This is a genomic window from Bradyrhizobium sp. HKCCYLS1011, from assembly GCF_051167795.1.
Classification (GTDB): domain Bacteria; phylum Pseudomonadota; class Alphaproteobacteria; order Rhizobiales; family Xanthobacteraceae; genus Bradyrhizobium.
On sequence record NZ_JBNPTT010000014.1, the window covers coordinates 1 to 19,079 of the forward strand.

The 19,079-nt window shown below is 64.5% G+C and carries 18 protein-coding genes; 6 read left to right on the forward strand and 12 right to left on the reverse strand.

Annotated features, from left to right (window positions below; translation table 11 throughout):
- Positions 1–81 precede the first annotated feature (81 nt).
- The gene (locus ACQR1W_RS35420; protein ID WP_434855113.1) at positions 82–462 is read left to right on the forward strand and encodes a response regulator; all 381 of its coding nucleotides are present in this window, start codon (positions 82–84) and stop codon (positions 460–462) included.
- 34 nt (positions 463–496) lie between these two features.
- Here the strand turns inward: ACQR1W_RS35420 and ACQR1W_RS35425 are convergent, their stop codons facing one another.
- Both ACQR1W_RS35425 and ACQR1W_RS35430 read right to left on the reverse strand, forming a co-directional pair.
- The gene (locus tag ACQR1W_RS35425) at positions 497–1,930 is read right to left on the reverse strand and encodes a DUF5939 domain-containing protein (protein ID WP_434855114.1); all 1,434 of its coding nucleotides are present in this window, start codon (positions 1,928–1,930) and stop codon (positions 497–499) included.
- Positions 1,931–2,056: 126 nt separating this feature from the next.
- Positions 2,057–3,457 carry a hypothetical protein gene (locus tag ACQR1W_RS35430; RefSeq protein WP_434855115.1) on the reverse strand — a complete coding sequence of 467 codons (1,401 nt, stop codon included), beginning with the start codon at positions 3,455–3,457 and terminating at the stop codon, positions 2,057–2,059.
- A 357-nt stretch (positions 3,458–3,814) separates the two neighbouring features.
- Here ACQR1W_RS35430 and ACQR1W_RS35435 point away from each other — a divergent pair, with 357 nt between their 5' ends.
- The 3 genes from ACQR1W_RS35435 to ACQR1W_RS35445 all read left to right on the forward strand — a co-directional run bounded on the left by ACQR1W_RS35435 (position 3,815) and on the right by ACQR1W_RS35445 (position 8,438).
- Complete coding sequence (locus ACQR1W_RS35435; protein ID WP_434855116.1) at positions 3,815–4,642, forward strand: EfeM/EfeO family lipoprotein; 828 nt, start codon at positions 3,815–3,817, stop codon at positions 4,640–4,642.
- 84 nt (positions 4,643–4,726) lie between these two features.
- Positions 4,727–6,166 (forward strand): cytochrome c peroxidase, encoded by a 1,440-nt coding sequence (locus ACQR1W_RS35440; RefSeq protein ID WP_434855117.1) that lies wholly within the window; start codon positions 4,727–4,729, stop codon positions 6,164–6,166.
- Positions 6,167–6,428: 262 nt separating this feature from the next.
- Positions 6,429–8,438: a phospholipase C gene (locus ACQR1W_RS35445; RefSeq protein ID WP_434855118.1), complete on the forward strand. Its 2,010-nt coding sequence runs from the start codon at positions 6,429–6,431 to the stop codon at positions 8,436–8,438.
- Between the two features lie 90 nt (positions 8,439–8,528).
- Here ACQR1W_RS35445 and ACQR1W_RS35450 read toward each other — a convergent pair whose 3' ends face one another.
- The 4 genes from ACQR1W_RS35450 to ACQR1W_RS35465 form a co-directional block, all read right to left on the reverse strand.
- Complete coding sequence (locus ACQR1W_RS35450; RefSeq protein WP_434855119.1) at positions 8,529–8,996, reverse strand: metallophosphoesterase family protein; 468 nt, start codon at positions 8,994–8,996, stop codon at positions 8,529–8,531.
- 7 nt (positions 8,997–9,003) lie between these two features.
- Positions 9,004–10,734: a ubiquinone-dependent pyruvate dehydrogenase gene (gene poxB / locus ACQR1W_RS35455; protein ID WP_434855120.1), complete on the reverse strand. Its 1,731-nt coding sequence runs from the start codon at positions 10,732–10,734 to the stop codon at positions 9,004–9,006.
- Positions 10,735–10,935: 201 nt separating this feature from the next.
- On the reverse strand, positions 10,936–11,442 hold the full coding sequence (locus tag ACQR1W_RS35460; protein ID WP_434855121.1) for a lipocalin-like domain-containing protein: 507 nt from the start codon (positions 11,440–11,442) through the stop codon (positions 10,936–10,938).
- Between the two features lie 32 nt (positions 11,443–11,474).
- A complete protein-coding gene (locus ACQR1W_RS35465) occupies positions 11,475–12,341 on the reverse strand; it encodes an SDR family oxidoreductase (RefSeq protein ID WP_434855122.1) in 867 nt (288 codons plus the stop codon).
- 99 nt (positions 12,342–12,440) lie between these two features.
- Between ACQR1W_RS35465 and ACQR1W_RS35470 the strand changes: the two genes are divergently transcribed.
- Positions 12,441–13,343 carry a LysR family transcriptional regulator gene (locus ACQR1W_RS35470; RefSeq protein ID WP_434855123.1) on the forward strand — a complete coding sequence of 301 codons (903 nt, stop codon included), beginning with the start codon at positions 12,441–12,443 and terminating at the stop codon, positions 13,341–13,343.
- 27 nt (positions 13,344–13,370) lie between these two features.
- Here ACQR1W_RS35470 and ACQR1W_RS35475 read toward each other — a convergent pair whose 3' ends face one another.
- Positions 13,371–15,446 (reverse strand): methyl-accepting chemotaxis protein, encoded by a 2,076-nt coding sequence (locus tag ACQR1W_RS35475; RefSeq protein ID WP_434855124.1) that lies wholly within the window; start codon positions 15,444–15,446, stop codon positions 13,371–13,373.
- 141 nt (positions 15,447–15,587) lie between these two features.
- On the reverse strand, positions 15,588–16,445 hold the full coding sequence (locus tag ACQR1W_RS35480) for an alpha/beta fold hydrolase (protein ID WP_434855125.1): 858 nt from the start codon (positions 16,443–16,445) through the stop codon (positions 15,588–15,590).
- 167 nt (positions 16,446–16,612) lie between these two features.
- On the opposite strand from ACQR1W_RS35480, the gene ACQR1W_RS35485 reads away from it, so the two are divergent.
- Positions 16,613–17,314, forward strand: coding sequence for an alpha/beta fold hydrolase (locus ACQR1W_RS35485; protein WP_434855126.1), 702 nt, complete (start codon positions 16,613–16,615; stop codon positions 17,312–17,314).
- On the opposite strand, the gene ACQR1W_RS35490 is transcribed toward ACQR1W_RS35485, so the two are convergent.
- The 4 genes from ACQR1W_RS35490 to ACQR1W_RS35505 all read right to left on the reverse strand — a co-directional run bounded on the left by ACQR1W_RS35490 (position 17,311) and on the right by ACQR1W_RS35505 (position 18,948).
- Positions 17,311–17,508: a hypothetical protein gene (locus ACQR1W_RS35490; protein WP_434855127.1), complete on the reverse strand. Its 198-nt coding sequence runs from the start codon at positions 17,506–17,508 to the stop codon at positions 17,311–17,313. The two genes, ACQR1W_RS35485 and ACQR1W_RS35490, sit on opposite strands and share 4 nt — an antisense overlap.
- Positions 17,509–17,569: 61 nt before the next feature.
- A complete protein-coding gene (locus ACQR1W_RS35495; RefSeq protein WP_434855128.1) occupies positions 17,570–17,905 on the reverse strand; it encodes a hypothetical protein in 336 nt (111 codons plus the stop codon).
- Between the two features lie 49 nt (positions 17,906–17,954).
- On the reverse strand, positions 17,955–18,281 hold the full coding sequence (locus tag ACQR1W_RS35500; protein WP_434855129.1) for a hypothetical protein: 327 nt from the start codon (positions 18,279–18,281) through the stop codon (positions 17,955–17,957).
- Positions 18,282–18,366: 85 nt separating this feature from the next.
- Entirely contained in the window at positions 18,367–18,948 is a 582-nt protein-coding gene (locus ACQR1W_RS35505) for a TetR/AcrR family transcriptional regulator (RefSeq protein WP_434855130.1), read from the reverse strand.
- Between the last annotated feature and the right edge of the window lie 131 nt (positions 18,949–19,079).

Sequence of the window (19,079 nt, forward strand, 5' to 3'; positions counted from 1 at the left end):
GACCACGCCGCCTCGCTGTTCGGGCTGCAGGCGTTCGGCAATATCTATACGCGCATCGGCAATCCGTGATAGGAAACCCGCATGAGCAGTATGCTGCTAGCCGGCCGATCCGTGCTCGTGATCGAGGACGATTACTACCTCGCCGATGATGCACGGCAGACGCTGGAGGACGCCGGCGCGAGCGTCTTGGGACCGGTCAGCAGCATGGAGGACGCGCTCGACCTGCTCGATCAGACCAACCCTGATTGTGCACTGGTGGACATCAACCTCGGCGCCGGCCCCAGCTTTGCGTCGGCCCGGGCGATCAGGTCCCGGAACATCCCGTTGATCTTCCTGACCGGCTATGACGCGAGCACCATTCCGTCTGAGTTCGCCGACGCGCCACGCCTGCAGAAGCCCGTGGACGCGCGAAAGCTCCTGGCTGCCGTCGCCGCACTTGTGGCCTCACTCGACCGGCGATGAATTTATCGTCCCGCGAACCGCGGAAGGGTTCCGACTATGATGTCCGCCGCGCCAGACGATAGACCGACATCGGCTTGCTGACGCCCTTGAGCTCGGCCTCGCTCCTTGTCACCTTGTATGGCGCAATGATCTCGGCCACATCAGGCGCACGAAAGACGTCTTCGGTGAGGCAGATCTCGTCGCCATCGGCAAGGTTCTGCACCCGCGCCGCGATGTTCACCGTCTGACCGAAATAATCCAGCCGCTCGTTGAGCGTGACCGCGATCGATGCGCCGCGATGCACGCCGATCTTGAGGATGAAATCGCGCTGCGGGCGGTCGCGATTGAGCTGATCCACCGCCTCCTGCATCTCGAGCGCCGCCCGCACCGCATCGGCCGAGGTCGAAAACGCGGCCATCACGGCGTCACCGATCGTCTTGGTGACCGCGCCATTGTGCCGCACGGTGACGTCGAGCAGATGCTGGAAGTGTCGTTGCACCTGGATGTAGGCATTGAGGTCGCCGATCCGCTCGTAGAGCGCGGTCGAGCCCTTCAGATCGGTGAACACCAGGGTCACGTCGAGCACCGCGATACCCTCGGTCGCGCTGATCACCTCCGAGCGGAAGAAATCGCGGAAGGTCTGTGTCATCAACAGCCGCTTGCCGGACAGCGACGGCGTGAAGCGGAGCTTCGGGCGCTGATCCGTCGCCGACGGAAGCTGCAGGATGCCGAACACGACCGGCAGCTTGTTCGAGTTGCTGATCTCGAACACGACCTTGCCGGGCGCGATGTTCGCCGCGGCGAGCACGCATGTGCCGGGGTCGAGCATGACCGGCACATGGGACGGCGTGACACTCGCCTCTTGCGTGACCGGGACAACAAACTGCGCGTCGCTGTCGAAATCCTGGCCGAGCAGCACGCCTTCGCTCGCCTCGATCTCGAGACTGGCTGCAGCGCCCGGCTCGATGCGGACGAGCGACCGCACCAGCCCTTTGGCGGTCTCGCTCCAGGGTACGCCGTCGGGCATCAGGCCGCCCGGTGTCATCTTATAATGAAAGACGTAATCCCAGGCCGACAGCGCATCCGGGTCATGGAAACGGATGCGGCGCACGGCGGGCGAGACCGTAAACGTCACCGTGATGTAGTCGTCGAGCGCGGCATCGTAATCGCTTCGGCAGAGATGGCAGTGGAAATGCGTGTGCAGCTTGCGCAGGGTGCGGAAGCTCTCGACCACGTCGGAGCACATCGGACAGACCAGCAGCCAGTCCATATCGAACAGCCCGGCCACGCAGGCATGAAGGAAAAGATCGATCGCTTCAGGCTCGGCAATCGATTTCTCGGTGGCGAACTGGATCGGATTGATGCGGTAGAGCGCCTCGTCCGGGGCCGAGCGCAGCAGCGTCTCCAGCCGCGACACGACGCGCGGGCTCCAGGATTTGGCCGCTTCGAGCGCAACCAGGCGCTCCTCGAGCTTCTTCTCGTCGATCATCGCATCACACCGCGACAAGACCCCAGCGCTTTCAGTCCGCTGCTCGCATCGTATCGCGGCCAAGCACACAAGCAAGAGGGCGGCCAGCGCTTGGCCGGCCGCCCCCCAATTGCTGATCGTCTCTCGTTACTTCTGCGTCACCACGGCGGTGTTGTGCGAGCCGTATTGCGCGGTGAACGAGGCGTTGGACACGTTGGCCCCGGTGGCCTGGGAGATCGTGGCCATGTTGCCGTAACCGGCCTGGAGCGCGACCTGGGTGTTGTTGCCGGCCACCGCCTGCTGGCCGGTGGTCTGGGCGGCGTTGACCACGTTCGAGCCGCCGATCTGGCTGATGAACGAGTTGTTCGCACCGACCGACAGCGGCACCGCCATCGCCTGCGCAACGCTGGCCTTGTTGTCGGCGCCGTGCTGGGAGGTCAGCGCATTGTTGCTGCCATTGCCGGTGCCGAGCGCCTGCGTCTTCTGGGCGACGGTCACCTGGTTGTCATAGCCGGTCTGGAACGTCGCCTGGGTATTGCCGCCGTTCTTCTGGTTGACGTCGGCGCTGTTCAGGGCGCCGCGCTGCCCCACGAACGAGGCGTTGGTGTCGTTGGCGGCCTGATCGGCGGGGGTCTCGCCGAAGTTTCCGGCGGTGCTGCCGCCCTGCTTCACCGTGACCGAGTTGGCCTCGCCGATCTGGACCGTCGCGGAGGCGTTGAACACGCCGGGGCTCGCCGAGAAGTCGCCCGCTTTCGCCGAGCCCTTCTGGTCGATCGTGGCGATGTTGTCGGCACCACGTTGCAGCGCCGTCGACGCGTTGCCGTAACCATTGGCGAAGCCGCCATAGGTGCCGCTCGCATCCGCAGTCTTCTGCGACGCCGTGATCATGTTGTTGTCACCGAACTGCGCGGTGAAGGAGGTATTGGCGCCGCCGACCACCGGCGCGTTGGCGGGCGTGATCGCCTTGTTCGATTGCGTCACCACCGCCATGTTGCCGGTGCCGCCCTGAACCGCGGCCTGGTTGTTCTGGCCGCCGGTCTGTGTAGCGTAGGTGCTGTTGCCGGCGCCGAACTGCGCGCTGAACGCGTTGTTGGCGTAGGCGACGCCGGTCGCCTGGGGATTCGGGGCCGAATTGGTCTGGGTGGTGACGGCGGAGTTGTAGTCACCGACCTGGACGTTACGCGAGTTGTTCTGGCCGTTGGCGAGGTGGCTCACCTGGGTGGTGACCACGCCGTTGGCGTGACCAACCTGGAACGTGCCCTGGGTGTTGTTGCCGTTGGTCTGCGTGATCAGCGCGGTGTTGTCGGTGCCGGTCTGGACGTTGGCCGAATTGTTGCTGCCCGGCTTGCCGCCGGTCTGCGTGCTCAGGACCGAATTGTACTGGCCGGCCTGAAGCGTCGCCTGGTTGTTGTTGCCTTTCTTCTGCGAGACTGTCGCGCTGTTGTAGGAGCCGACCTGCTTGATGAACGACTCATTGTCGAGATTGCCTGCGGCATAGGCCGCCGGCGCGCTCGCCAGCACGAGCGCGAGGGCAGTAAGCGTTTTCATGGGAAGGATGTACTCTCGTTGTCCAAGGTGGGACGGCGACAATCGCCGCCCTCGGGCGGCGTTTAAACATCGTTAACCTATCGGCCAGATGACAGATCGCGGTCTTTCATCGCGACGGGATCTGCGGCCGTGCGTCGACGCGTCCGGCAACCGGACAAGCCCTTTGTCTGACCAACTCATGCAAGTGGTTCCATGCAGCCGCACTTGACCGCGTGTCGTGCCGCACCGGACGACAAAAGGTCGACGTCGACATAATAGTGATAAGGTCCGCGAAGTAGTTTGCCGCGCGTTATCGATCGTTCGCGAGGTGCCCCATGCGCCGGCCGGCGATGCGAGAGGCAGCTGGGAACATCGACGATGCGCGGTCATCGCCTTAACGCCATCCGATCCATCCACGTGCTTTCGGTCTTGAGCGCCGCCGTGCTGTTCACGGCAGTGGCCGGGCTCGGCCCGGTCGCAGCCGACACCGCGCCGACCGCATCGTTCGATGCGGCGGTCGAGCGCTATCGCACGCAGCTCGTTGCAGACGTCGATGGCAGCATCGCCAGCGTCGAGAAGCTGCGCGACAGCGTCGCCGGTGGTGATCTCGCCCTGGCGAAACAAGCCTGGATCGAAGCCCGGGTCGGGTGGGAACGTGCCGAGGTCTTCACCAGCGGCTTTGCGCCCGAGCTCGACCGCGACATCGATGCCTGGCCGAACGGCCCCACCGGATTTCACGCCATCGAAGTGACGCTGTTCAGCGCCGGCCGCGCCGACGTCTCGCCACAGATCGACGCGTTGCTGCGCGACCTGACCGCGATGGCGGCCAAGGCGCGCCAGACCCGATTGACGCCGCAGGGGCTGCTCGACGGCCTCTCACGCCTGGCTTACGAAGTCGGCGAAAGCAAGCTCGATGGCGGCGAGTCCCGCGTCAGCGGCACCTCCCTCAACGACATCAGGCACAACGTCGAGGGCATCGAACAGGCCTACACCACGATCTTCGCCGGCGCGATCGAGAGCCGCGACCCCAAGCTCGACGGAACGGTGCACGGCCGGATCGACGAGCTGAAGCGCATGCTGGTGGCGAGCGATCTCCGGCAGATCGATCAGGATCGGCTTCGCATCGTCAGTGAAGAGCTCGTGATGACGCTGCAAGCCGCGGCGCCCGAGATCGGCCTGACGCCGCCGACGCTTGAACTCCAATAGAGGCGCCGACGGCCTGCCTGACACAGCGGCGGCGCTGCCCGCAGAAACATGGCCAATCGACATAATTCAGGGACCGGTCTGGTGATGAGACGACGAGCGATGTTCGCGGTTGCGATCAATCTGGTCCTGGCATGGGGACTCGGCCGGGTGGCCGCGTTTCCGCTCAGCGGTGATCAGACCGTGCTGCCGCCGGGCACCGAGCTGAACGAAGACGCGATGTATCGGCCCACCGAAGTGTTTCACTCCGAAGCCAGCGGCGGCTTCAAGTCCTACCAGATCGACCTCGGCGATCTCGCCTTCAACTCCCCGACCCTGCTGGGCGGCCCGGCGCGACGCGCCGGCATGAGCTGCGGCAGCTGCCACGTCAACGGCGCCGGCAATGCCAGGCTTTATATACCGGGGATGTCGACCCGGCCCGGCAACTTCGACACCACGGGTCCGCTGTTCAATCCCAAGGCCCATAATGGCGTGCTCGACCCGGTCCGGATTCCGAGCCTGCGCGGCGCGCGCTACCTCGCCCCTTACGGTCACGACGGGCGGATCGCCTCGCTGCGCGAGTTCGTCCGCAACGTCATCGTCAACGAATTTGCCGGCGACGAGCCCTCGCCCGCCATCCTCGACGCCGTGGTCGCTTATATCGAGGACATCGATTTCCTGCGCAACACGAGCCTCGACGCTCGCGGCCGCCTGACCTCGCAATCGAGCGAGGCGGAACGGCGCGGCGAGGCGATTTTCGCGCGGCCGTTTCCGCATGATCCGAACATGAGCTGCGCAACCTGCCATGTTCCGTCCGAAGGTTTCGTCGATCACAAGCAGCACAACATCGGCTCCGGCGGCCTATTCAAGACGCCGACACTGCTGAACGCCGATTTCAATGCGCCCTACTTCCACGATGGCCGCTTCGACCGGCTGGAGCAGGTCGTCGGGCATTTCGAACGCACTTATGAGCTGGCGCTGACGCCGCAGGATCGCTCCGACCTCATCGCCTATCTCGTCGCCGTCGGCGATGGCCTAGTTCCGCTGGACAGAGAGGGCGTGACGGCGCGGCTCAAGGAGATCAATGATTTCGCGACCGTGCTGGACACCGCCATTCCGGCCCATGATGTCGCCGTCATCGATCTTGCGGTGGACACCATCGGCCGCGAACTACGCGATCTGACTGAGCAGTTTCCGGATCGCCGCGACCCCACGGTGAGCGATGGCCTGCACGAACGCCTCGCCGCGCGCGCGATCCTCAAGGACACGGTGATCCTGTTCCGGCGCATCGGCACCGCTGCTGCGGCCGGACATTTCGACGACGCCGCGGCGGAACTGGCAAAATATCGCAAGCTGTCCTTCGCGGCCTTGCCGCAATTGCTCTCGAACGCGCAACAATGGTCGCTGTTCAATCCCGCGATTCACCGGGCGCACTATGCCGCGCTGTGGCAAAACCTCAGGCAGGCGGGCAAGCCGGCGCAAGCGCCGGCGGCTCCTGCGGTCCCGATCGCGGAGACCACGGCAAAGTCCGCCCCGGTCGAGCACTGAGCGGCGGACTGCCATCATTCTTGAAGGATCGTGCCGCGACCGGGCGAGGCCAATGATCAGTTGGACGCAAGAGGGACGAACTGATCCGGACTAAGTAGTCCGGATTATGGACTTCCACGGTTGAGGCGCGCGGCTGACTCGACCGGCGGTACCGGAATGCATAAAACTGTATTTCAACTTTTACATATTTCCAGAGTGTGCGTCATATTGTCCTGCAATGAAGGTATTCCTGAACGATTTGCGTTCACGGAGAAGACCTTCAATGAGTTACGCGCATTCCGGTCGTCGTCGCAGCTGGCGATCGACCACAGCTCTCTATGTTACGGTGGCGACATCGATCCTTGCCATCGCAAATGGTGCGATTGCAGCCACGACAGACCCGGCCGACGCGGTGCGGACCACGAGCCCGATCAAGCATGTCATCATCCTGATCGGTGAAAACCGCGGCTTCGACCACACCTTTGCGACCTACACGCCGAAGGGCAAGGGGCAGACCATCAGCAACCTGCTGTCGAAGGGCATCGTCAATGCCGACGGCAGCCCGGGTCCGAACTACGCGCTGGCTCAGCAATATTCGGTCACGCCGCAGCCGAGCTACTACATCGGCGCGCCGAAGATCGCCAAGACTCCCTACAACAAGTCGCTGCATCCGATGCCGCAGCCGACCACCGGCGGCGCGCCCTCGGGACCGAATGCGTTCTATCCTTACGGCGTCGGCTACTCCGCCCCGTTCTACGGGCCCGATGGCGATCCGAATTGGGCTCAGGAGGCGCAGCTGGTCCATTCCGAGGATCCGGACATCCAGGTCAGCCAGTTCGGTCTGTTGAGCGAAGGCTGGAGCAACCTGCCGCAGGGCATGCTCGATACCCGTATTCCCGGCGCCGGTTCGCTCGCCGGCCCGTTCCCGTTCCAGGGTCCGGATATCAGCGAGCACGACTACACCGGCGACCAGACGCACCGCTTCTTCCAGGCTGCCCAGCAGCAGGATTGCAGCCTGGAGAGCGCGACCCAGGCCAATCCGACCGGCTGCCTGAACGACCTGTTCCCGTTCACGATGCTGGCGACCAACCAGACCTGGGCGCTCGGCAACCCGATGGGCTTCTACAACATGGCCCAGGGACAGGTTCCGTATTTCAAGACGCTGGCCGACCGCTTCACCTTGAGCGACAATTTCCATCAGTCGTTCCTCGGCGGCACCTATCCGAACCACATGATGCTCGCCACTGGCGACGCCCTGTACTATTCCGACGGCCAGGGCCACGCGACGGCGCCGAATCCGTCCTGGGTTGCCAATCCGAACCCCTCGCCAACGCTGCCGGATCCGAACGCGATCAACAACTTCACCAATGACCAGAATTTCGTGAACTGCGCCGACAGCACCCAGCCTGGCGTGGCGCCGATCGTGAACTATCTGGCCAGGCTGCCTTACCCCGCCAAGTCGAACTGCGAAGCCGGTCACTATTATCTGATCAACAACTCGAACCCCGGCTATAACCCGAACGGCGCGTTGAGCGGCAGCGTGCCGCCGTCGTCGCTGCGCAGCATCGGCGACGAACTCAACGAGCACCAGATCACCTGGGCCTGGTTCGGCGCGGGCCTGAAGGACGCCGCCGTCGCGGCGGACAAGAACGAATGGGCCGGCAGCGATCCTGATCATGCTTGGGGCGCGGTCTACTGCGCAATCTGCAACCCGTTCCAGTATCTCAGCGCGATCATGGGCGATGCCGCCCAGCGCTCGGCGCACATGAAGGATACCCGCGACCTGGTCGCCGGGATCCAGAACGACACGCTGCCTTCGGTGTCGTTCGGCAAGCCCGACGGCTATATGGACGGTCATCCGCAGTCATCGAAGATCGACCTGTTCGAGGCCTATGTGCAGAACATCCTGACCGAACTGCAGAAGAACCCCCGCCTCGCCGCGGAAACCGCCGTGTTCATCACCTTCGACGAGGCCGGCGGCTACTACGATTCCGGCTTCGTGCAGCCGATCGACTTCTTCGGCGACGGACCGCGGATTCCCCTGCTGGTGTTGTCTGCCTATTCGAACGGCGGCAAGATTCACCATTCCTATGGTGACCACGTGTCGCTGCTGAAGTTCATCGAGCGCAATTGGATGTTGAGGCCGCTGACCAACCGCAGCCGCGACAACCTGCCGAACCCGCTGAGCATGCCGGCCAATCCCTATGTGCCGGTCAACATGCCCGCGATCGACGATCTGTTCGATGCGTTCGACTTCACGCACGGGCCGACCGCACCGAACTATCTTCCGTAACCGCATCATCGCCTGCCCGACGGGACGACCTGTCGTCCCGTCGGAGCCGCCGCGCGAAGCGGCGGGATCTTGCAGAATGGACCGTCGACCTCAGCCAGCACCGAGATCGTGGATCACCGGCTGCAGATCGCCCGGCCCGAGGTCGAGTGTTGCCAGCGTGATCGGAAGCCGAAACCGCCGCGGGCCGGCGCTTCCCGGATTCAGATAGAGCACGCCGCCGATCGTCTCGATCCGGACCTTATGCGAATGGCCTGAAATGACGGCATCGATTCCGAGCGTGGTGGGATCGATGCTGAGCGCATTGACATCGTGCAGGACATAGAGCGACCGCCCCTCAAGCCGCACCGTCGTCGTCTCGGGATAGTCCCTTGCCCATTCGCCGACATCGACATTGCCCCTGATCGCCGTGACCGGCGCGATCCGGCGAAGTCCGTCCAGCACGTCGGCGCGTCCGATATCGCCGGCGTGGATGATGTGATCGACACCTGCGAGACGATGCACCGCCTCCGGCCTCAGCAGACCGTGCGTATCGGAGATGATGCCCACTTTGAACACCATGCGACCATCACCGCGGCAGCAGGTTCTCCTTGGCGAGATCGATCACCTCGTCGCCGCGGCCGCTCATGACGGCGCGGATCACCCAGACCGAAAAGCCCTTGACCTGTTCCAGCCCGATGGTGGGCGGCATCGACAGCTCCTGCTTGGCGGTGACCACGTCGAGCACGGCCGGGCCGTTGTGGTTGAGAAATTCGGAGACGGCGCCCGGCAGATCGCCGGGATCCTCGACCCACCGACCGTGGATCCCCATCGCGTTCGCCATGGCGGCGAAATCGGGGTTCTCCAGATCGGTGCCGTTCTCGACGAAGCCCGCCGCCTTCATCTCCAGCGCGACGAAGCCGAGCGTGCCGTTGTTGTAGATCACCACCTTCACCGGCAGCTTCATCTGCTTCAGGGTGATGAGATCGCCCATCAGCATCGCAAAGCCACCATCGCCAGAGAGCGAGATTACCTGGCGGCCGGACTGCGCGGCCTGGATGCCGATCGCCTGCGACATCGCGTTCGCCATCGAGCCATGCACCAGCGATCCGACCAGGCGGCGCTTGCCGTTGACGGCGACATAGCGCGCCGCCCAGATGGTGGGCATGCCGACATCGAAGGTGAAGACGGCATCGTCGGTGGCGGCCTCGCTGAGCAGGCGCGTCAGGTATTGCGGATGGATCGGCGGCCGGCCGGGCGTGCCCACGGCGAGGTCGTCGAGCCCGCGCCGCGCCGATTTGTAGCGCGCCAGACTCTCATCGAGATGGCGGCGGTCGGACTTGTTGCTGAGCTTGGGCAACAGCGCGCGAATGGTCTCGCCGACATCACCGACCACGCCGAGATCGAGCCTGGCGCGGCGTCCGAGCTGGTTCGGCCGGATGTCGACCTGGGCGATGCGGACATCGGTCGGGAAGAACTGCTTGTAGGGAAAATCAGTGCCGAGCATCAGCAGCATGTCGCAGGCATGCATGGCGGCGTAGCCGGAGGAGAAGCCGATGAAGCCGGTGAGCCCGACGTCGTAAGGATTGTCGTATTCGACATATTCCTTGCCGCCCAGCGCGTGCACGATCGGGCTCTGCAGCGCGCCGGCCAGCGCCATCAGCTCGGCATGCGCGCCGGCGCAGCCGCGGCCGCAGAACAACGTCACGCGCGGCGCGCTGTTCAACAGCTTGGCCAACGCATCAAGCTCGGCTTCGGCCGGCCGCACCACCGGTTTCGGCGGCAGCAGGCCGGCTGCGGCGGCCGCCGGGCGCTTCGGTGCCGGTTTGAGCGCGACATCGCCAGGAATGACGATCACGGCGACGCCGCGCTCGCCGAGCGCCGCACGGATCGCATTCTCCAGCACGAACGGCATCTGCGAGGAATCCGAGACGAGCTCGCAATAGACGCTGCATTCCCGGAACAGGTTTTGCGGATGCGTCTCCTGGAAATAGCCGCCGCCGATCTCACTGGACGGGATATGGGCCGCGATCGCCAGCACCGGCGTGCGGCTGCGTTGCGCGTCGTAAAGGCCGTTGATGAGATGCAGATTCCCGGGGCCGCATGAGCCGGCGCAGACCGCGAGCCGGCCGGTGATCTGCGACTCGCCCGAGGCCGCGAACGCCGCGGCCTCCTCATGACGGACGTGAATCCAGTCGATGGTCTGCCGCCGCCGCAGCGACTCCGTCAGCCCATTGAGGCTGTCGCCGACGACGCCATAGATCCGCTTGACGCCGGCAAGCTCCAGGGTCTCGACGATATGGTCTGCTATCGTGGCCATCGCGCGGGGTCCTTCTGAAATGGGGGTAAAGCTGCGGCAGTGGAGATAGTTCGTAAAATCGTAGCTACCGCGGCCGAAACGCCCTAGTCAAAATCCCGTGCCGCACAAAGTTCCCGGACCGCAATGGTCAAAACGTGAGCAGAGCGTCCAATTCCGATTTCGGAGCACGCGATGTGTGCAGCCCTGTGATGTCTCGAAGTCTCAGCGCATACGCTGCCAGGTGATGACGATCGTGGTCCCTTCCGGCCGCAGGAAATTCTCAGACATGCGATCGCCGTCCACCTCGAGCCGCAGCTGCTTGCGCGTCCTGATGTCGCCGACCCAGTTCGGGAATGTGGAGCCCTCGACGCGATTGCCGCTGAACTCGCCGTTCTCGTCCACCTCATAGGTGCCGAAAAAGCCGATGCTTCCCGCCATCGCCGCCTGGTTCTCCTCCGCGGTGCCGTGGCCACGCGCATTCGACGCGAATTTCGGAATCGTGGAGTCGGTCAGGACCTCCACGAAATGCATCTCGGCGGTGAACACCAGCAGGCCGTTCGGCGCACGGCCATAGGCCGGCACGTTGCGCCCATCCGGATCGATCTGCGCCGATATCATCCGCCACGTGCCCAGCACCTTGTTGATCGGGGCAGACCGCGCGGATGTGGCCATGAGAACGAGCCCGAGCGAGATGATGATGCGGCGTGACACTGACATCGATACTGACATGGATTGCTCCTGGATTCGTACGCGACAGATGCTCAAGTCACCGCGTGGGACGCGCCGGCGGGCGGCGCCTCTGCATCGCGGTCGGCGGACAAGGCCACATCGCGCTGCGCTTCGATCTCGGTGAGACGGCGCCTCAGTTCGCGGGTGAGATTGACGAAAGCCGTGCTGCCGAGAGCGAGCCGGAACGGCGGCTTGCCGCTATCGGCAGCAGCAATGATCGCCGCGACCGTCCGCCCTGCGTCGCCCTTCAGCTCGAAACTGCGTTCGCTGACCGCGCGTCGCACCGCGCCGGCCGGCGTTGCTTCGTAGGCGGGGATCGGCGGCGCCATCACGATGGCCGCGCCGAAATTGGTCGCCGTGGGCCCAGGCTCGGCGATGATGAAGTCGATGCCGAGCGGGGCGACCTCCTGGGCCACGCTCTCGACAAAGCCTTCGATGCCCCATTTGGTGGCGTGGTAGAGGCTGAACGCCGGATAGGCGATCTGGCCTCCCTCCGACGACACCTGCACAATCCGGCCACCGCCCTGCGCGCGCAGATGCGGCAACACCGCGCGGATGAACTGAATGCCGCCGGTGAGATTGGTTGCGATCTGGCGCTCGATCTGCGCATCCGTCAGTTCCTCCGCGGCTCCGACCAGACCGTAGCCCGCATTGCTGACGACGACATCGATCCACCCCCAACGCCGGAACGCCGCATCGACCGCCCTGCGGATGCTGTCCGTGTCGGTGAGATCGAGCCTGATCACGGTGAGGCTGTCGCGGTGCTGAAGCTGCAGATCGGCCAGCGCATTATCACGCCGGACCGTCGCCACGACGCGGTCGCCGCGATCCAGCAGCTGCTCCATCATTGTGCGACCGAGGCCGGATGAGGCCCCGGTGATAAGCCATGTCCTGCTCATTCCCAATCTCCATGATCTCTCAACATCAGCGAGATAGGCGGGACCAACTGACGCTATAAGGCATTCGGTGTTGGATGACTCCGTGAGGAAATTTCACCAGTGGCCAAACCGACGTTCAATGAACTTGCCGCCTTTGCCGCCGTCGCCGAACATCTCAGCTTCCGCAAGGCTGCCGATGCCCTTGGCGTGTCGCGCTCGGCCCTGAGCCATACGCTGCTGGGCCTGGAGCAAAGTGTCGGCGTGCGGCTGTTGAACCGGACCACGCGCAGCGTGTCGCTGACGGAAGCCGGTGCTCAGCTGCTCGCCGGCATTCGCCCGGTGCTGCTGGACCTGGACGCGGCGCTCGACAGGCTCGCCGAGGCGCGGGGCGCGCCGGCAGGAAAGCTGCGCATCAACGCCAACAAGAGCGCAACGCGGCTGCTGCTGGGCCGGGTGGTTCCTCGGTTCCTGGCGAAATTCCCTGCCGTCGAACTCGATCTCGTCTCCGACGGGCGCCTCATCGACATTGTCGAGACCGGCTTTGATGCCGGCGTCCGCCTGGCCGAGGACGTGCCTCAAGACATGGTGGCCGTGAGGCTCGGCGGCGACGTCCGCTTCGTCGCCGTTGCATCGCCGGCCTACCTGGCGCAACAGCCGGTCCCGAACACACCCGATGACCTTCGGGCGCATCGCTGCATTCGTCATCGGTTGCCGAGCGGCAAGCTCTATCGCTGGGAATTCAGCAAACACGGTGAGGAGATGACGGTGGATGTGCCGGGCGCGCTGACGCTCGATGACAATGATTTCATGGCTCACGCGGCGGCGGATGGATTAGGCATTGCCTATGTGCCGCAGTCGTCTGCGCAACGTTGGCTCGACGCCGGGCAGCTCGTCCTGGTTCTTGCCGATTGGTGTCCGCCGATCCCCGGACTTGCGCTCTATTATCCCCGCAACCGTCACGTCCCCTCGGCGCTGCGTGCGTTCATCGACACCTTGAAAGAGACCAATGCACAGCGTGATTGACCGCTAAGCCTGACATCGGAGACTGGCTCACGCCGCGCGCACGGAATCCAGGAAGCGCGCGACCTCGCTGCGCAGGCGGCTGCTCTGGCCCGCGAGCGATTTCGCCGCCGACAACACCTGCGACGAGGCCGACCCGGTCTGGTCGGCGCCCTGCCGCACATTGGCGATATTGGCCGAGACCTCCTGGGTGCCGTGCGCGGCCTGCTGCACGTTGCGGGAGATTTCGCGCGTCGCCGAGCTCTGCTCCTCGACAGCGGACGCGATCGCCGACGCAATCTCCGACATGCGCGCGATGGTCTCGCCGATCTCCTTGATCGAGCTGACCGACTCCTGGGTCGCGCCCTGGATGCCGCCGATCTGCTGGCCGATCTCGCCGGTCGCCTTCGCGGTCTGCTCGGCCAGTGCCTTCACTTCCGAGGCGACCACGGCAAAGCCGCGGCCGGCCTCGCCGGCGCGGGCGGCCTCGATGGTGGCGTTGAGCGCCAGCAGGTTGGTCTGGCCGGCGATCGCGTTGATCAGCTCGACGACGTCGCCGATCCGCGCCGCCGCCTTGGCGAGCTCGCCGACCCGCTCATTGGTCCGGCGGGCCTGCTCCATCGCCTCGCCGGCGATCTTCGCAGAATCGTGCACCTGGCGGCTGATCTCGTCGACCGACGATGTCATCTGCTCGGCGGCGGCGGCCACCGAATGCACATTGGTCGACGCCTCCTCGGAAGCGCCGGCAACCACGGTGGCAAGCTCCAGCGAGCGGCCGGCCGTCGTGGTCAGCATGCCAGCAGAGCGCTCCAACTCGCCCGCGGCTTCCGAGACCACGCTGATGACCTCGCCGATCGCGGTTTCGAACTCGCGCGTGAAGCGCTCGACCCGCTGGCCGCGCTCGATCTTGGCCTGCGCGTCCTGCGCAGCGGCAGCCTCGGCGGCCTTCTTCGCCAGCAAGGCTTCCTTGAATGTCTCCAGCGACCCCGCCATGGCCGCAATCTCATCGTCGCGACCGCTCGCGGGGATCGCGACATCGTCGCGGCCGTTGGCCATCTCACCGATCACCGTGGTGAGGGTCACGATCGGATTGATGACGCGCCGGCGCAACAGCATGGTGACGCCGACAAGCAGGCCGAGCAAGGCGGCCACGACGGCGGCCGCAAGTGCCAGCATGAGTCGCGCCCGGTCGCGCGAGGCGCTGGCGCGCTCGAGCGCATCCGCGGTCGCCGCATCGCGCACGACAAAGAATTTCTGAATCGGGGGCACCACCACGTCAGCCAGCTGACCGGCGTCGAGCGAAAAATTGGCGTCGCCGAGCCCCGTTGCGATCTCCTTGTCCACGATGACGGCGGCGCGGTCGAAATAGCCCTGCTTGGCGTCCTTCAGCGCATCCGCAAGCCGCGCTGGACTGCCGAGCTGTTCGACTCCGGCCTCGATCCGGTCGCGATCGGACTCGATGCGCCCCTGAGCGCGGTCCATGATGGCCTTCTCGGCGGCCACCACCTGCCGGCGGGCGCTGATCGCCGGCGACAGCGTCGCGGCGCGCGCCCCCGCGGTGACGCGCAAATCCTGAGCCGTGCGGGCGACATCGAGCAGCGTCGTCAATGAAGCGTCGGTGCTTGCGACATCGTTTTGCAAGCGATTCAGGATCGGCTCGATGATCGCCACCACCTGGGCAACCCCAGGCAGGAAGCCTTTCACAACGGCCTGGTCCCGCGCGCTCATCGGCTGCGAGAGCACCCTGTCCGTCGCGGCACGAACCTCGTTCAGCTTCGCCGCGGCCTTGTTGAGGCTGTCGGAGACCGCCTGGGCATCGCTGAGTTCGGCCACCGCGCTCTGCGCCTTGGCCAAAGCCGCGTCGGTCGACTGCTTGATCTTGGTGATGGCGGCGAGCTGCGCTTCGCTGGCCGGCGGTTCGGCAAACAAAGGCGTGATATAGGGCGCGCGGTTGCCGACCACGTTCTGCGAAAACAGCAGGATGGCCTCGAACGCCCCCACCGTCTTGATCGCGTCCGACTTGTCGGCAAGCGTCCGATATTGCCCGACCACGACCTGCGCCGCCGGCAACACCGCCAGCGCCGTCACCGACAGCATCGACACCGCAAAGAGCTGACCGATCTTCATGAGCCCGGCTTCCACCACATGCTTATTGTTGTTTTGAACATGTGACCAGGACAGCTAATATTTGACTAAGCGCCCGTACCACCCGTAATTTTGCGGGCCGGCGGGCGGCGTCTGAACGTCGGTCAGTGCTGGGCGCGGCCGCTATTTGCCGTCGAGGAAGCGCAGCATCGCCGCATTGAACAGCTCCGGATCCTGCAGGAAGGCGAAATGGCTCGCATTCGGCAGGATCAGGAGCCCTGCACGTGGAATGGTGGATGCCAGATATTCGGTATGCTCGCGCTTGATCGCCTCGTCATGATCGCCGTCGACGATCCAGACCGGTGAGGTGATCGACTGTAGCTGCGCGTCGGTCCAGTTCGGCTGCTCGGCCCACATCTTGCTGATTTGGGCGACGAAATCGTCATAGGCGTTGGGCGTGGCGGAGTTGACCTCGTACTCATGTCCTGCGCGTTCGATGAAGGCCGCGAAGGTCGGGTTCTTCTCGACCCCGTCCTTGACGCCTGACGTGACCGAATTGGCGGCAAAGGCAAACACCTTGCCGACGCGATCCTTGTGGCGAAGCGCGAGATCGAGCCCGATGATGCCGCCGTCGCTCCAGCCGACGATATCGGCCTTGGCGATCTTGAGCTCGTCCATCAGCGCCACGACGTCATCGGCCATCAGATCGTAGCCATAGGGGCGCGCGTCGCGAGTGCTCCGGCCATGGCCGCGGCTGTCCATCACCACCACCCTATGATGCGGCGCCAGCGCCTCGACCTGATGGCCCCAATAGTCGGCATTCGCGAGCCCGCCATGCAGCAGGATGACGGGCGTGCCGCCTTGAACCGGGGCGTCGCCATAGACGCGATAATAGATGCTGATGCCGTTGACCGCCGCATGGCCCGCGCGCTGGGTTGCGACCGGCTGCGGCGTCGGCGGCAGCGTCTCCCATCGCTCGGCAGCGAGCGCCGGCAGCGACGCGGCAACACAGAAGAAGAGCACGAGGAACAGGCGGTGCATGGCGATTTCCCGAACTGGCTATGATAGGCTTTATGCAACATGCGATATTGCGACAGAATGTCCGCGGAATGACGCTAGGGTTGCGGCCGTAACACGCCGCCGCATCGCGCCAGAAGCTAGGCCTCTGTCGCCGCCGGATCAAATGGCTCGTGCAAGGGGGAACGCTCATGCCGGATATGCTGCCGATCGTGCTGGTGCCTGGGCTGATCTCATCCCCCCGCATCTATACGCCCGTGATCCCGCCGCTCTGGCAGCTCGGGCCGGTGACGGTGGCGAACCACATCCGTGACGACAGCGTGGGCGCGATCGCGCGCCGCATTCTCAAGGAAGCGCCGCCGCGCTTCGCGCTCGCCGGACATTCGATGGGCGGCTACATCGCCTTCGAGATCATGCGCCAGGCGCCGGAGCGTGTGGCAAGGCTGGCACTGATCAACACCCAGGCGCGACCGGACACGCCGGAGGCCAGCGCGCGCCGCCGCGACATGATCGCGCGGGCGCAAGCCGGCGGCTATCACGCCATCGTCGACGAATTGTTCGCCGGCTTCGTGCATCCGTCGCGCCGTGATGAGGCCGCGCATCGCCGGCTGGTGCACGATATGGCCGACGACGTCGGCGTCGACGGCTTTCTCAAACAACAGGCCGCGATCATGGCCCGGCCCGATTCGCGGCCCACGCTGACGGCGATCCGCTGCCCGACATTGGTGCTGACGAGCGATTCCGACAACACCATCCCGAACAGCCTGTCGCAGGAGATGGCCGACGAGATCGCCGGCTCCTGGCTCGTGATGCTGGAGAATTGCGGCCACCTGCCGCAGGTCGAGCAGCCGGATGCGACCGCGAAGGCGCTGGTGGAGTGGTTAAGGGGTTAAACAGCAAATATCCTGACGTTCGTAGGCGTCGCATTCGCAGCCAACGGCTCGACGACGTCTATCTCGGACAGCGCAACATAGGTTTGAAACAACGTCTTGCAGTCGTCCTCTGCTGACAATAGCCCCGCCTCGTTCAGGCGCTCGACAATCGACCCAAAGCGATCCGGCTTGGCGAAGAGTCCGGCGAGCAACACGGACCATTCTCCGATCACGATACAGTCCACTCCGAGAAACGTCAGGTCGACCTCGGGCGGCTCAGCTCCTTTGAGCTTCTCGAGCTCGGGGGACCAGATCGCGATGATTTCCCGATTTCGCTTCGTCCAATTGCAGCACATCTTGGGCTTGCCCGAAGCTCTTGAGGATTTCTATTCCTGAGAGGTCCCCGTTCAGACGCCGAAACTCCTGCCAAACCGGCTGGACGGCAGCAGGAAGTCGCCGATCGTAGTAGGCATGATTGAAATCTTCCCATGGAAGACGATCAAGACCCCGATAGACCTTATGTCCGATCTTCAGCCTCGGCGTGAGCATTTCCGTGGTGGCGTAGTCGGGCTTGCGGACGACCACGTAGCCGCAGATTCTCTCTCTGATCACCACTAAGCCACCTGTCGGGCCTGCGGAAGCACGGCGGACTATGCTTCGCTCATTCTGCGACCGGGGCAAAACCCGTGCAGATGATTTCGTAGCAGGGACCATCGTCAAAATAAACCATGAGATGTTGCAACGGCGGCGGAGTGGATCGCCGCTTCGAATGGAATTGCTCCACGGATCGCCTGACCTCCTCCAGCCAATCGGTGTCATCGAGTCGCACGATCTGGTCATAGGCCATACGCGCCATCCCGACGTTGCACGCAGTCATGTAGGTGCATCGGTAGGCTTCGACGTTATCGAAAATGACCGCGATCTTACGATCGCCATCGTCGGCTTCGGCGAAATAGGATAGCTCACAACGCCGCTTCGTCAGCGCCACGAAACCCGGCCCCCTCGTCCTCTGCGACGAGGGCGTAGGCAGCCTCCACAGCACGTCATATCCGTGCGACATGATCGGCTCACCGTCAGCCCTTCACCCGCAACCCATCCACAAACACATCCAGCAGCCGTAGCACGCTCTGTTGCCAGCCGGTCTGGTCGTGCATGTAGCACATGCCGATGAGGGCGCGGAGCAGGTCGTCGGCGGTGACATCGTTGCGGACGTCGCCGGCTTCAACGGCGCGCGCGAGCAGGGCGTTGATCGATGCGGTGAGATGCGCGTGGGAATAGGCGGCGAGCTCGGAGTTCGCATTCATGACGATCGCAAGCGCGGCCATCATGCCCTTCTTGGTGGCCACGAACTGCACGGTCGAGCGCAGCCAGCGCCTGAGCGCCTCGACCGGCGATGGCTCGTTCTCGAGCGCCTCGGCCAGCTCGGAGAGCTGCTCGACCTCGCGACGATAGACCGCCTCGAACAGGTCCTCGCGGGTCGGGAAATGCCGATAGAGCGTGCCGATGCCGACGCCGGCCTGCCGCGCCACTGCTTCGAGGCTCGCGCCCGCCCCGCCCGCCGAGAACACGGTCTTGGCCGCCTCCAGCACGCGGTCGCGGTTGCGGAGCGCATCGGCCCGCGGCTTGCGCAGCCGCTCTTGTGATTTGGTCGACATCTCACCAGCTCTTGATTGCCCGTTCGTAATGTCCCCTTGATAAACGGAGGCATCCTCCGTATAAACGGACACGTCACCCGGGGCCAGCCACTCCCTGCCCAGCTCCGCGGGTGCCGGATCGGACGGACCGA

What these genes read in the sequence shown, in the direction of transcription:
- ACQR1W_RS35450 (WP_434855119.1), bottom strand. Translation starts at nt 8,996, where the DNA reads ATGGTGTTCAAAGTGGGCATCATCTCCGATACGCACGGTCTGCTGAGG.
- ACQR1W_RS35465 (WP_434855122.1), bottom strand. Translation starts at nt 12,341, where the DNA reads ATGAGCAGGACATGGCTTATCACCGGGGCCTCATCCGGCCTCGGTCGC.
- ACQR1W_RS35440 (WP_434855117.1), top strand. Translation starts at nt 4,727, where the DNA reads ATGAGACGACGAGCGATGTTCGCGGTTGCGATCAATCTGGTCCTGGCA.
- ACQR1W_RS35480 (WP_434855125.1), bottom strand. Translation starts at nt 16,445, where the DNA reads ATGCACCGCCTGTTCCTCGTGCTCTTCTTCTGTGTTGCCGCGTCGCTG.
- ACQR1W_RS35430 (WP_434855115.1), bottom strand. Translation starts at nt 3,457, where the DNA reads ATGAAAACGCTTACTGCCCTCGCGCTCGTGCTGGCGAGCGCGCCGGCG.
- poxB (WP_434855120.1), bottom strand. Translation starts at nt 10,734, where the DNA reads ATGGCCACGATAGCAGACCATATCGTCGAGACCCTGGAGCTTGCCGGC.
- ACQR1W_RS35460 (WP_434855121.1), bottom strand. Translation starts at nt 11,442, where the DNA reads ATGTCAGTATCGATGTCAGTGTCACGCCGCATCATCATCTCGCTCGGG.
- ACQR1W_RS35425 (WP_434855114.1), bottom strand. Translation starts at nt 1,930, where the DNA reads ATGATCGACGAGAAGAAGCTCGAGGAGCGCCTGGTTGCGCTCGAAGCG.
- ACQR1W_RS35485 (WP_434855126.1), top strand. Translation starts at nt 16,613, where the DNA reads ATGCCGGATATGCTGCCGATCGTGCTGGTGCCTGGGCTGATCTCATCC.
- ACQR1W_RS35475 (WP_434855124.1), bottom strand. Translation starts at nt 15,446, where the DNA reads ATGAAGATCGGTCAGCTCTTTGCGGTGTCGATGCTGTCGGTGACGGCG.
- ACQR1W_RS35420 (WP_434855113.1), top strand. Translation starts at nt 82, where the DNA reads ATGAGCAGTATGCTGCTAGCCGGCCGATCCGTGCTCGTGATCGAGGAC.
- ACQR1W_RS35445 (WP_434855118.1), top strand. Translation starts at nt 6,429, where the DNA reads ATGAGTTACGCGCATTCCGGTCGTCGTCGCAGCTGGCGATCGACCACA.
- ACQR1W_RS35435 (WP_434855116.1), top strand. Translation starts at nt 3,815, where the DNA reads ATGCGCGGTCATCGCCTTAACGCCATCCGATCCATCCACGTGCTTTCG.
- ACQR1W_RS35505 (WP_434855130.1), bottom strand. Translation starts at nt 18,948, where the DNA reads ATGTCGACCAAATCACAAGAGCGGCTGCGCAAGCCGCGGGCCGATGCG.